Origin of the sequence: Actinospineispora acaciae DSM 45401 (genome assembly GCF_000620785.1) — a bacterium.
In the GTDB taxonomy this organism is placed as follows: domain Bacteria; phylum Actinomycetota; class Actinomycetes; order Mycobacteriales; family Pseudonocardiaceae; genus Pseudonocardia; species Pseudonocardia acaciae.
Genome location: NZ_JIAI01000002.1, coordinates 520,395 through 532,556, shown reverse-complemented (window position 1 = coordinate 532,556; position 12,162 = coordinate 520,395). Strand labels below are relative to the sequence as shown.

The following is a 12,162-nucleotide window of genomic DNA, read 5'->3' as shown; positions in this document are numbered from 1 at the left end:
TCCAATCCGGGAAGTGTTATAAGCCAAGACATTTCCGTCCGGAAGAAGATAGGGTTACGGGAAAGCGTGATCGACCCGAACGAAATCTTGATGCTTCGTGGGCGAGGATGAGAGGGTGGGACAGGCTCCGCTTCCCGAGGCGGCGTTACCGGAAGCATACTTCCGGACGCCGTCGCCCGCTCGGTTCTGGAACTATCTCCAGGGCGGCCGGGACAACTATCCGCTCGACCGGGTGGCGGCGGACGCCTTCGCGACGGCATTCCCGGACATATTCATGCTGGCCGACCAGGCCCGGCGGTTCCTCATGCGCGCGGTGCGGGCGGTGGCCGCCGAGGGCGGTGTGCGCCAGTTCCTGGACGTCGGCTGCGGCCTGCCGGTCCCCCGCGACCTGGCCGACATCCACGAGGTGGCCCAGCGCGTGCGCCCCGACGCCCGGGTGGTGTACGTGGACAACGACAAGGTGGTCCGCGCCCACACGCAGGCCTGGCTGCGCAGCTCCACCCCCGAGGGGGCGTGCAGCTACGTCGAGGCCGACGCCCGCGAACCGGAGCGCATCCTCGCCGAGGCCGGCCGGACGCTGGACCTGTCCGAGCCGGTCGCGGTGGTGCTCTCCGGCATCCTGGGGCACATCACCGACTTCGACGAGGCGCGTTCCGTCCTCGACCATTTGATGAACAGGATTGTTCCCGGAAGCTATCTGGTCCTTCACGACGGGGTCGACAAAGACCGGGCGGTCCGTCAAGGGATCGATAATCGGAACGCGACCGGAATCCAGCCCTACCACCTGCGTACCGAGGAACAGTTCCGCGCATACTTCCGAGGGCTGGAAGTCCTCGAACCGGGCATTGGGTTGGCGGCCAGGTGGCGACCGGAAAAGGTCGAGGTCGGGGTGCTGCGCCCGGTGATCACGTGTTGGGGAGCCGTCGCCCGCAAGACCTGACAGAGACAGATTCCGGAGTGCATCCATGTCGTTTCCCGTTCGAACCGCGTCGGCGCTGGCCGCCGCCTTGCTCGGTACCGTCCTGACCGGCTGCGCAGGTTCGAGCACGCCGGCTCCCGCGCCGGGCGCCGCCCCGCTGCCGCTGCCGCCGGCGCCGGAGTCCGAGCGGCTGGCCGGCGCCTGCCCGGCCACCATCGTCGTGCAGAACTCCTGGGAGCCCAGCGCGGACGACGCGTCGCTGTACCAGCTGCTCGGCCCGGGATCCACCATCGACGCCGAGCACAAGCTGGTCACCGGCCCGCTGGTCGCGGCCGGGAAGGACACCGGCGTCAGGCTGGAGGTCCGCAGCGGCGGCGGGGCCATCGGGTTCGCCACCGTGCCGGCGCGGATGTACCTGGACCGCTCGATCACGCTCGGCGGGGTGCACACCGACCTGGCGATCGCGACCTCGGCCAACCAGCCGATGACCGCCGTGTTCGCCCCGCAGAACAAGAGCCCGCAGATCCTGATGTGGGACCCGGCCAGCCACCCGGAGTGGCGCGGCATCGCCGACATCGGTGCCTCCAACGCCAAGGTCGTGGTGTCCAAGGACAGCCACTTCGCCCCGATGCTGGTGAGCAAGGGAATGATCAAGCCCGAGCAGGTGGAGGCCGGCTACACCGGCGCGCCCGCCCGGTTCGTCACCGACCCGACGATCGCCCAGCAGGGCTACGCCACCAACGAGCTCTACACCTACCAGCACGAGCTGCCGAGCTGGAAGAAGCCGGTGAAGTACCAGCTGCTCGCCGACGTCGGCTACCCGGTCTACCCGGAGCCGCTCTCGGTCCGCGCCGCCGACCTCGGCCCGCTGTCCGGCTGCCTGGCCAAGCTCGTGCCCATCCTGCAGCGCGCCCAGCTCGACTACCTGACCAACCCCGGCCCCACCAACCAGCTCATGGTCGACGCCGTGGCCAGGTTCAACACCGGCTGGACGTTCTCCCTCGGGGTCGCCCAGCACGCCGCGACGGTCATGAAGGACCTGCGCCTCGCGGCCAACGACCCCAGCACCGGCGCCCTGGGCGGGATGGACCCGGCGCGGGTGCAGGCCGCCATCGACCTGCTGAGCCCGAGCCTGAAGAGCTCGGGAGCCAACGTGAAGCCGAACCTCAAGGCGGAGGACATCGCCACCAACCGGTTCATCAACCCGGCGGTCAAGCTCAACTGAGCCGCCGCTGCGCCCCGCTGTACCAGGACCGCAGCGCCACCGAGCCGAGGGCGGTGAACGCGGAGAACACCACCACGCCGTACAACGTGCTGAGCAGGATCGCGGTGAACAGGTCGGCGGACTGCACCCGGGAGATGTAGACGGCCAGCAGCGTCCCCAGCCCGGGCTGGCCCTGCACGAAGAAGAAGTCGCCGACCAGCGCGCCGATCACCGACAGCCCCGAGGAGATCCGCAGCCCGGTGAACACCGCCGGCAGCGCGGCGGGCAGCTGCAGCTTGGTCAGCCGCTGCCAGCGGGTGGCCCCGTGCAGGGTGAACAGCTCGTGCGCGCCCGGGTCCGCCGAGTGGATGCCGAACAGCGTGTTCGCGATCATCGGGAAGATCGCGATGATCACGCACACCACCACCCGGCCGGTCCAGCCGTAGTTCGTCCACAGCCCGATCAGCGGCACGATCGCCAGGATCGGCACCACCTGCAGCAGCACCGCGAACGGGTAGATGCTGCGCTCCAGCCACCAGGCCTGGCTCATCACGATCGCGGCGAGGATGCCGAGCACCGCAGCGATGAGCAGGCCCAGCATGGACACCTGAACGTCCAGCAGCAGCGCCTCCAGCATCGGCCGCAGGTGCGACCACTGCATGATCGACTCGGTGAGCACCCGCTGCGGCGGCGGCACCAGGATCTCCCGGCGGTCCGGGGTGAGCAGCAGGTAGCTCACCGCCAGCCAGATGCCCAGGAACGCGATCAGGGTGACCAGTATCGGCAGCACCGCGCGGGCCAGCGGGCGCAGCCGGCCCCGACCCGCCCCGTTCTCCCCTGCCGGTGCCCGTTCGGTGTCGTCCCGCGCGAGGGCGCGGTCGGTGGTGGTCACCGGTGCGCCCCGGCCAGCGCCTCGGACACCCGGGCGCCGAGCCGGCCGAACTCGGGCTCGAAGCGCAGCGTGGCCGGCCGGGGGAACGGGATCGGGACCTCGACCTCGGCCACGATCCGGCCCGGCCGGGTGGACATCACCAGCACCCGGTGGGACAGGAACACCGCCTCGGCCACGGAGTGGGTGATGAACAGCGAGCTGAAGCCGCCGTCGCCCATCACCCGCTGCAGCTCCTCCTGCATCCGCAGCCGGGTGATCTCGTCCAGCGCGCCGAACGGCTCGTCGAACAGGAACACCTCCGGCTCCATCACCAGCGCCCTGGCCAGCGACACCCGCATCCGCATCCCGCCGGAGAGCTGCGCGGGCAGCCGCCGCTCGAACCCGTCCAGCCCGACCCGCTTCAACGCGTCCAGCGCCCGCGCCCGCCGCGCCGACCGCGACATCCGGTGCAGCTCGGTGACCAGCTCGACGTTGCGCAGCGCGGTGCGCCAGGGCAGCAGGGTGGGGTCCTGGAACACGTACGCGATCCGCTCCGGCGGCCGCTCGATCCGCCCCTCGCTGGGCGCGGACAGGCCGCTGGCCAGCCGCAGCAGGGTGGTCTTGCCGCACCCGGACGGCCCGACCACGCTGACGAACTCGCGCCGCGCGACCGCCAGCTCGACCCCCGCCAACGCCTCGGTCCCGCCGTCGAACCGCTTGCCGACCCCGGTGAACCGCAGCACCGCGCTCTCGCCGGACGGGCTGGTCACACGGATACCTCCGGTCCCTCGGCACGACCCCGGGCGCCGCCACACCGGCCCCGGACGCAGGATATGGCGATAAGGTTGCACGCAAAAGTGATCGACCCCGACGGGAGCTTGACGGTTTCGTGGGCGAGGAACAGACAGAACGGCCGGCGATAGCGGACGAGTACTTTCAGCGGCCGTCCCCCGCCCGGTTCTGGAACTACGTACAGGGCGGCCGGGACAACTACCCGCTCGACCGGAGCACCGGGGACGCGTTCGCCTCGGCGTTCCCGGAGATCTTCAACCTGGCCCGCCAGGCGCAGCGCTACCTGATGCGCGCGGTGCACGCGGTGGCCACCGAGGGCGGGGTGCGCCAGTTCCTGGACGTCGGCTGCGGCCTGCCCGCGCCCTCGGACCTCGCGGACACCCACCAGGTCGCCCAGGCCGTGCATCCGGACGCCCGGGTGGTGTACGTCGACAACGACCCGGTGGTGCGCGCGCACGTCCAGGCCTGGGTGGGCAGCTCCACCCCGGAGGGCACCTGCGTCTACCTGGAGGCCGACGCGCACGACCCGGCGTTCATCCTCGCCGAGGCCGCGAAGACGCTGGACTTCGACAAGCCGGTCGGGGTGATCCTCTTCGGGCTGCTGGGCCACATCGCCGACTTCGACGAGGCGTGCTCGATCGTCGACCAGTTGATGGCGGCCGTGCCGTCGGGCAGCTACCTGCTCGTCCACGACGGGGTCGACAACGACGCGGCGGTGAGCCAGGGCATCCAGAACCGCAACGAGACCGGCATCCAGGCCTTCTACCTGCGCACCGACGGCCACTTCCGCCGCTACTTCCGCGGCCTGGAGCTGCTGGAGCCCGGGCTGGTGTCGGGTTCGCTGTGGCGTCCGGACGCGGCCGAGGTGGGCAGCGCCCAGCCGGTGGGCTCCTCGTACGGGGGCGTCGCCCGCAAGCCCTGATCCCTACGCCGGCAGGCCCCACAGGAGCAGCGGGCAGCCGACGACGAGCGCGACCGCGAGCGCCGCGACCAGCCGCATGATGGTGGCCGTGCGCCCGGCGAGCGGGGCGAACCGCTGCGGCGGAATCCTCATGGCACCGAGTGTGCACCGGCCGGGGCCGCGTCGACGGCGTTGACCGCCGGTCCTCACGGATCCTTAACGCGCACCGCGACAGCGTGGCGAGGATGGAGATCAGTGTGGTGGCGGCGTCCCGTGAGGACGACAGCGCGCCGGCCGAGGCGTTGCGGGTGGCGGCGGTGGCGGATCGGCTGGGCTATCCGGAGGTGTGGCTCGGCGAGGGGCCGACCTGGGACTCGTTCGTGCTCGGCGCGGCGGTCGGGTTGGGGACGGAGCGGATAGCGGTGACGGCGGGGCCGGTGGCGGTCTCGGTCCGCGATCCGCTCACGATCGTGCGCGGCGCCGCGTCCGCCGAGGCGGTGATCGGGCGGCCGGTGGGGGTCGCGCTCGGCGCGTCCAGCGTGCGGGTGGTGGAGGGCGTGCACGGGCGGTCACGGGCACGGGTGGCCACCGTGCTCGCGGAGTGCAGTGCGCGGGTGCGTGAGCTGTTCGACCATCAGCGCGGCGGGCCGGGCGGCGAGGTGGTGCCGGGCGGCGGGTTCCGGCAGCGGCTGGCCGGGCCGACCGGGCCCTTGACGGTCGCGGCGTTCGGCGACAGGGCGATCGCCGTGGCGGCCCGCTACGCCGACCGGATGGTGCTCGATCTGGTGTCGCCGGAGCAGGTTCGCGGACTGCGGGCGAAGCTGGACGCGGCGGCCAGCCAGGCGAACCGGCGGGCGCCGACGCTGGCCGCGTGGCTTCCGGCGGCGGTGGACCCGACGGCGGAGTCGTACGACCAGATCCTGGGCAGCGTCGCCGGGTACCTCACGGTGCGCGGGTATCGGGAGGTGTTCCTCGAGTCCGGGCTGCACGACGCGGTGCGTCTGGCGGACGAGGGCGCTCCGCGAGCCGAGCTGCTCGCCGCGCTGCCCCGGTGGGCGGTCGAGACCGTTGGGTTGGTGGGTGACGTGGAGGCCGTTCGTGCCCGCATCCGGGCCTACTCCGAGGCCGGGCTCGACGAGATCGCGCTGGTCCCGGCCACCGAGGGAGATCCGGACGGCCGGCGGACGCTGGGGGCGTTGGCGCCCTAGGCCGGGGGCGGTTGCGGTGGGGGTGAGACGAACCAGGTTAGGAAGGGGGCCAGGAGCTCGAAAATGGACGCCAGGAGGGGTGGAGGGTGGGTGTTGAGGGTGTCGCGGGTGCGTAGGGCGGCGAAGTCGATGGTGGTGCCGGGGGCGAGGATGTCCAGGACGGCCTGGGCGACGATGCCGTAGCCGCAGGTGGTCGGGTGGACGCCGTCCAGGCCGAACAGGCCGCCGGCGTGGCGGCCGGTCTTGTCCGAGGAGAAGAAGCGGGTGTCCAGGTCGGCAAGGGCCGGGGGGATGCCGAAGCGGCGCCAGTCGTTGCGGGCGGCGGCGGCCGGGTCGTCGGCGAAGCGGCGGTAGCTCAGGCCGTCCAGGACGCCGCACAGGTCGAGCACCTGCCAGTCGCGGCCCTCGCGCCGGGCCTGGCGGACGGCCTCGGTGATGGTGTCGTTGAACTGGTCGATCGCCGAGTCGATCGCGCGCGCCTGCTGGTGGGTGAGGTGGCGGTGCTTGGACGGGCGGAAGGAACGCTCGTCGATCCAGGGGTCGACGTAGTAGGGGAAGTAGCGGCTGCCTTCGCGCCATTTCTGGCCGGGGTTGTCCGGGTTGATGCCCTTGGCGATGGGCGCGATCGTGACGTGCGGGACGGTGGCCAGCAGCACGGTCCGGGCCGCGATCGGGCGCAGCGCGGCGACCAGGTTGGCGTACTCCTGGGCGAAGTGGCTGGGGCGCCAGACGTTGAACGCCTCCTTGCTGTCCAGGTCGTCGAAGCCGGGGCCGGACCAGCGGGGGTTCTTGTCGATCACGGAGCCCAGCGCGTTGTTGGCGCCGAGCATGATCACCAGCGCGCCGATGCCGCCGTCGGCGCCGTGCCGGGCGGCGGCGTCGAGCTGGGCGGCATCGGGGCCGAACGGGGCGAGCACCGAGGCGGCGGCGATGTCGTTGTCGTTCTCCGGCTTGGCGCCGAGCAGGTCGTCGTGGGTGGGGAGGTTGGCGCGGGCGGTGGCCCGGGCGGCGGAGTAGGACAGCGCGTCGCGCACGTCCCAGCCGTAGATGCCCAGGTTGTCGTAGCGGACGTCGGTGGGCGGCGGGCGGTGTCCGTCGCCGCGCTCCCAGTAGTCCTCGTTGGCGTCGACCAGCCGTTGCAGCGTCACCGGCAGGCCGATCCGTTCGGCCAGGTTGAGGTCCTCGCCGTAGCGGTCCTGGAGCTGGCGCAGCACGGTCTCCAGGTTGAGCGGCAGGCCGTCCAGCGGACCGGCGTAGGTGGGGTGCGTGAAGGGCCCCGCGCCGAGGTTCTCGGCGACCAGCGCGGGCCAGGACAGGTCGGTGCGGAACACCGCGCCGCTGATCATGCCGTGGGTCAGCGAGTCGCCGATGGTGACCAGCCGGCGCGCCGGCGAGTCCGGGACGGACGGCAGGTCCGGCGCGGGCGGACCGAGTGGCTCGCCGAGGGTGGGGTCCTCGATCGGCGGGCGCACCCGGTCCGTGACGACCACGTCGGGCGGGGTGTTGGGGTCCAGGTACTCCGGCGGCAGCTCGGGCACGCGGGCACGTTACCGCCTCACGGGCACCGTCGGTATCACGAAACCCCTAACACCCCCGCAACGATCAGTGCGTGCGGCTGGCCGCCGGCTCCTCCAGCTCCGGCGCGGTGTCGTCCACGTCCTCGTCCGTGGCGTCCGCGGCGTTCGGCGACGGCGTGCCCGCGCCGCGCAGCGCCACCGCCGCCACCACCGCGATCACCGCCGCGATCACCGCGGCCACCGCCGAGGTCCAGACCAGGCCGGACACGAACGCGCGCTGCGCCACGGCGACCAGCTCCGCGCCCAGCTCGGCCGGCAACCGGGACGCGGCGCTGATCGCCCCGCCCAGGGTGTCGGTGGCCTGGTGCGCGGCGTCGGCCGGGACGCCGGCGGGCAGGCCGTCCGCGATCCCACCCCGGTACAGCGACACGCCGATGCTGCCCAGCGCCGCGATGCCCAGCGCGCCGCCCAGCTCGGCGGCCGTCTCCGAGATGCCCGACGCGGCGCCGGCCTTCTCCTCCGGCGCCGAGCCCACGATCATCTCGGTGGTCAGCCCGAACACCGGGCCCATCCCGATCGAGATCACCACGGACGCCAGCACCAGCGAGACCAGCCCGGTCGCCACCTCGACCTGCGTCAGGATGACCAGCCCGACCGCCGAGATGGCCAGCCCGCCGGCGACCACGTAGGCCGGGCGCACCCCGCTGAGCAGCTTCGGCGCGAGCTGCGAGCTGATCACGAAGCCCACCGCGGACGGCAGCGACCACAGCCCCGCCACCAGCGCGGACATGCCCGCCACCAGCTGCAGGTACTGGAAGATGAACAGGAAGTAGCCCACCATCACGAAGATCGCCAGGAAGTTCACCGCCAGCGCGGAGTTGAACGTCCTGATCCGGAACAGCCCGACGTCGATCATCGGGTCCTCCCGGCGCCGCTGCCGGCGCACCCACAGCGCCCCGACCGCCACGCCGACCAGGATGGCCAGCACCGACACCGCCGTCACGCCGTCCTGAGCGATCTGCTTGAGCCCGTACACCGCCGCGAGCAGCGCGACCACCGACATCCCGGCGCTGATCGGGTCCAGCCGGCCGGCGTTGGGGTCGCGGTACTCCGGCAGCACCTTCGGCCCGAGGACCAGCAGCGCGCCCATCACCGGCAGCGCCAGCAGGAACACCGAGCCCCACCAGAACGCCTGCAGCACCAGCCCGCCGAGCACCGGCCCCACCGCGCTGCCGGCGGAGAACGCGCCGATCCAGATGCCGACGGCGGTGGTCCGCTCCTTCGGGTCCTGGAACATGTGGAAGATCAGCGACAGCGTCGAGGGGGCCACCGTGGCGCCGGCGATGCCCAGCAGCGCGCGGCTGACGATCAGCATCTCCGCGCTGGTGGAGAACGCGGCCAGCAGCGACACCAGCCCGAACGCCGCCGCGCCCCAGAGCAGCAGCCGCCGCCGGCCGATCCGGTCACCGAGCGTGCCCATGGTGACCAGCGCACCGGCCACCATGAACCCGTAGACGTCGATGATCCACAGCAGCTGGGTGCTGGTCGGCTTGAGGTCCTCGGTGATCGCCGGCACCGCGAGGTGCAGCACCGTCAGGTCCATCACGTACAGCAGGCAGGCCAGCGCCAGCACGGCAAGGCCGACCCATTCGCGCCGGGTCGCCTTCCGTACCTCGGGGGCGGCGGTACTCATCACTACGTCCTCTCCTCGCCGGTGGTCTCCCGGGTTGAGACCCGCCGGCCCGTCACAACTCATCGCTCGAACCCACATGACCTGCGCCACGCACGCAGGTGCAACAGGAGCGTGTCCGAATCCCATGCTCCGTCCCGACCAGATCACAGGCCGGGCCCGGTCAGTACCGGTAGCCGGGGCCGACGCTAACGACGACCACCGACAGAAATCGACCCAGTTACCCGTCAGGAGGACGACAGAGATGACGACCACACACACCCTTCGGGTGCCGGGCGCGCGGCTGTACTACGAGGTCCGGGGCTCTGGCCCGGTGCTGCTGCTGATCGGCGCGCCGATGGAGAGCTACCCGTTCGCGCCGCTGGCCGACCGGCTCGCCGACGAGTACACGGTGGTGACCACGGACCCCCGGGGCATCTCCCACAGCCCGCTGGACGACCCGACCCAGGACTCGACGCCGGAGCTGCGTGCCGACGACGCGCGGCGCGTGCTGGCGGCGTTGGGCGACGAGCCGGCGTCCGTGCTCGGCACCAGCGGCGGGGCGATCACCGCGCTCGAGCTGGTCGCCCACCACCCCGAGCGGGTGCGCACCCTGGTCGCGCACGAACCGCCGCTGATCGAGCTGCTGCCCGACCGCGCGGAGCTGCGCGTGGCGATCGACGACGTGTACGACACCCACCGCCGGGGCGACACGGACGCCGCGTGGGGGAAGTTCTTCGCGCTGAGCGGCTTCGAGATCCCGGGCGACGGCGAGGCGCCGCCGCTGTCCGACCCGTCGCTGCCGCCGGAGGTGGCGCAGGCCAACGGCGACTACATGCTCGCCCACATGCTCCGGCCGACCACCCGCCACCGCCCCGACATCGACGCCCTGCGCGCGGCCGGCACCCGGATCGTGGTCGGCATCGGAACGGCCTCGCGGGGCCAGCTCTGCCACCGCACCTCGACGGCGCTGGCCGCGCGGCTGGACGCGCCGGTGGCCGACCTCCCGGGCGACCACATGGGCTTCGTCACCGATCCGGACGCCTTCGCGACGGCGCTGCGCGGGGTGCTGGCCGAGGACTACGCGGCGAACAGCGGGGACGGGTCGTAGAACACCCGGTAGTCGGTGATCAGGCCGTCGTCGCGGACCCGCCAGATGGACACGGCGGGGATGGTGACCCGCTTGTCGTCGTGGCGGGTGTAGGTCACGTCGGTCTCGGCAATGGTGTCCGCCCCGACGGTCCACTCACGCCGGATGTCGTGGCGCAGGCCCCTGATCGTCGACAGGAACGCCTCGACCCCGGCCACGATGGCCTCCCGGCCCCGCATCGGCTCACGGTTGCCGAACACCATGGTGCCGTCCTCGGCGAACAGCGCGATCATGACACGGGAGTCCAGCGAGTCGACCGCGGTGAAGACGGTGTGCGCGTCGGGCATGACGGGCTTCCTCTCAGGTGGTGAGCGCCGGGAGGTCGCCGCCGTAGCGCCGGGTCAGCTCGGTGAGGCGTTCGGCCTGGTCGGGGTGGAACGGCGGGGCCTGCTCGCCGGGGCGGGCCGGTTCGCCGGCCTCGGCGAAGAACCGCTCGAAGCCCCCGGGCGTGACCAGGATCAGTGCCCGGGCCGCGGCCACGCCCGGGTTGGTGAACCAGTGCGGGACGCCGCGCGGCAGGAACGCGAAGTCGCCGGGGCGCAGCAGGGACACCTGGCCGCCCGCCGCGACCTCGAGCACCCCGTCGAGCAGGTAGAACGACTCGTCCTCCCGGGTGTGCACGTGCGGCGGCGGCCCGGACCCGGGTGGCACGGACACCTCGACGAGGCCGAACGCGCCGCCGGTCGACGCGGCCGTGGCCTTGATCGTGTGGGTGTCCCCCACCAGCCAGTGCGACGGCCCCTCGCCCGCGCGCACCACGCTCATACCCGGTACTGACATGTCGACCCCCTCGGCCCGTGTTCTGCCCGAACGCTACGGAGCGCCCCGACCAGCGGCTATGCCACATTTGTGGGGTATCTGGAGCATGATCGTCCTACTCTGGCAGGTGTGAGACACGACACCCGCGCCCGCGTCCGGGAGCGCGTGGCGCGGCTGTCCGAGGCCCGGCTGGACATCGCGGCGTTCCTGGACGAGGCGACCGGGCTGCTCGCCTCGGCCGTGCCGCACGAGGCCGGCTGCTGGCACACCATGGACCCGGCGTCGCTGATCGAGACCGGCCTCCACGCGACGCACATGCCGCCGCCCGATGCCCGGGTCGCCGAGCTGGCGTACCTGAGCGGCGACTACAACTCGTTCGTCGGGCTGGCCGGCGCGCGCCGGCACAGCGGCGTGCTCAGCGAGGCGACCGAGGGCCGGCTGGACCGCAGCCCGCGCTACCGCGAGCTGCTGCGACCGGTCAACGTCACCGGCGAGCTGCGCGCGGCGCTGGTCGTGGACGGCGCCTGCTGGGGCTGCTTCGCGCTCTTCCGGGAGGCGCCCGGCGACTTCACCGAGGACGAGCGGGACTTCGCGCACGCCGTGGCGCCGCTGCTCGGCCGGGGGCTGCGCACCGCGGGCGTGCACGCCAGGACGGTGGGCGACGCGGCGGCGCTGTGGCCGGGCGTGCTCCTGCTCGACCGGGACGGGCGGGTGGAGTCGATCACCGGGCCGGCCAGGGCCTGGCTCGACGACCTCGACGCCGGCGCCGGACCCGAACCGCTGCCGTTCGCGCTGCTCGCGGTCGCCGAGCGGGTCAGGCGCGACGGCGGGCAGGCCAGCACGCGCGTGCTCGGCGGGTCGGGCCGGTGGGTCCAGCTGCACGGCTCGCCGGCCACGGGCGGCGGCTCAGGGCGGGTGGCGATCGTCCTGCAGGCCGCGAGCCCGCCCTCGGTCGCGCCGCTGATCTCGGCCGCCTACGGGTTCACCGCCCGCGAGCGCGAGCTGACCGACCTGGTCCTGCGGGGCTGGGACACCGCCGAGATCGCGTCCCGCCTGTTCATCTCCCGGCACACCGTCCAGGGCCACCTCAAGTCGATCTTCGCCAAGGCCGGCGTCCGCAGCCGCCGCGAGCTGGTGACCCGGGTGTTCGGCCCGGGTGCCGCATAGCTCGC

At 72.6% G+C, this 12,162-nt stretch carries 13 protein-coding genes; 6 read left to right on the top strand and 7 right to left on the bottom strand.

Annotation, left to right across the window (positions count from 1 at the left end):
- Window positions 1–115 precede the first annotated feature (115 nt).
- Together N912_RS0112125 and N912_RS0112120 are read left to right on the top strand one after the other, a co-directional pair.
- Window positions 116–940, top strand: a complete 825-nt coding sequence (locus N912_RS0112125) for an SAM-dependent methyltransferase (RefSeq protein WP_028922634.1) — start codon at window positions 116–118, stop codon at window positions 938–940.
- A 25-nt stretch (window positions 941–965) separates the two neighbouring features.
- On the top strand, window positions 966–2,144 hold the full coding sequence (locus N912_RS0112120; RefSeq protein ID WP_028922633.1) for a hypothetical protein: 1,179 nt from the start codon (window positions 966–968) through the stop codon (window positions 2,142–2,144).
- On the opposite strand, the gene N912_RS0112115 is transcribed toward N912_RS0112120, so the two are convergent.
- Complete coding sequence (locus tag N912_RS0112115; RefSeq protein WP_028922632.1) at window positions 2,137–3,015, bottom strand: ABC transporter permease; 879 nt, start codon at window positions 3,013–3,015, stop codon at window positions 2,137–2,139. The genes N912_RS0112120 and N912_RS0112115 overlap by 8 nt on opposite strands.
- On the bottom strand, window positions 3,012–3,764 hold the full coding sequence (locus tag N912_RS0112110; RefSeq protein WP_245645257.1) for an ABC transporter ATP-binding protein: 753 nt from the start codon (window positions 3,762–3,764) through the stop codon (window positions 3,012–3,014). The genes N912_RS0112115 and N912_RS0112110 overlap by 4 nt, the downstream gene beginning before the upstream one ends.
- Before the next feature lie 119 nt (window positions 3,765–3,883).
- Between N912_RS0112110 and N912_RS0112105 the strand changes: the two genes are divergently transcribed.
- Entirely contained in the window at window positions 3,884–4,708 is an 825-nt protein-coding gene (locus tag N912_RS0112105) for an SAM-dependent methyltransferase (protein WP_211261218.1), read from the top strand.
- A gap of 3 nt (window positions 4,709–4,711) precedes the next feature.
- Here the strand turns inward: N912_RS0112105 and N912_RS66455 are convergent, their stop codons facing one another.
- Entirely contained in the window at window positions 4,712–4,840 is a 129-nt protein-coding gene (locus N912_RS66455; protein WP_281176260.1) for a hypothetical protein, read from the bottom strand.
- 92 nt (window positions 4,841–4,932) lie between these two features.
- Here N912_RS66455 and N912_RS0112095 point away from each other — a divergent pair, with 92 nt between their 5' ends.
- A complete protein-coding gene (locus N912_RS0112095) occupies window positions 4,933–5,895 on the top strand; it encodes an LLM class F420-dependent oxidoreductase (protein ID WP_028922629.1) in 963 nt (320 codons plus the stop codon).
- Here N912_RS0112095 and N912_RS51370 read toward each other — a convergent pair.
- On the bottom strand, window positions 5,892–7,433 hold the full coding sequence (locus N912_RS51370) for an SGNH/GDSL hydrolase family protein (protein ID WP_051580082.1): 1,542 nt from the start codon (window positions 7,431–7,433) through the stop codon (window positions 5,892–5,894). The genes N912_RS0112095 and N912_RS51370 overlap by 4 nt on opposite strands.
- 64 nt (window positions 7,434–7,497) lie before the next feature.
- On the bottom strand, window positions 7,498–9,105 hold the full coding sequence (locus N912_RS51365) for an MFS transporter (protein ID WP_084210827.1): 1,608 nt from the start codon (window positions 9,103–9,105) through the stop codon (window positions 7,498–7,500).
- A gap of 241 nt (window positions 9,106–9,346) precedes the next feature.
- Between N912_RS51365 and N912_RS0112080 the strand changes: the two genes are divergently transcribed.
- Window positions 9,347–10,192, top strand: coding sequence for an alpha/beta fold hydrolase (locus N912_RS0112080; protein WP_028922628.1), 846 nt, complete (start codon window positions 9,347–9,349; stop codon window positions 10,190–10,192).
- Here the strand turns inward: N912_RS0112080 and N912_RS0112075 are convergent.
- Window positions 10,162–10,518 (bottom strand): nuclear transport factor 2 family protein, encoded by a 357-nt coding sequence (locus N912_RS0112075; protein ID WP_028922627.1) that lies wholly within the window; start codon window positions 10,516–10,518, stop codon window positions 10,162–10,164. The genes N912_RS0112080 and N912_RS0112075 overlap by 31 nt on opposite strands.
- 13 nt (window positions 10,519–10,531) lie before the next feature.
- Window positions 10,532–11,011: a quercetin 2,3-dioxygenase gene (locus N912_RS0112070; protein WP_028922626.1), complete on the bottom strand. Its 480-nt coding sequence runs from the start codon at window positions 11,009–11,011 to the stop codon at window positions 10,532–10,534.
- Window positions 11,012–11,119: 108 nt separating this feature from the next.
- On the opposite strand from N912_RS0112070, the gene N912_RS51360 reads away from it, so the two are divergent.
- Window positions 11,120–12,157, top strand: coding sequence for a helix-turn-helix domain-containing protein (locus N912_RS51360; RefSeq protein WP_051580081.1), 1,038 nt, complete (start codon window positions 11,120–11,122; stop codon window positions 12,155–12,157).
- Window positions 12,158–12,162 lie beyond the last annotated feature (5 nt).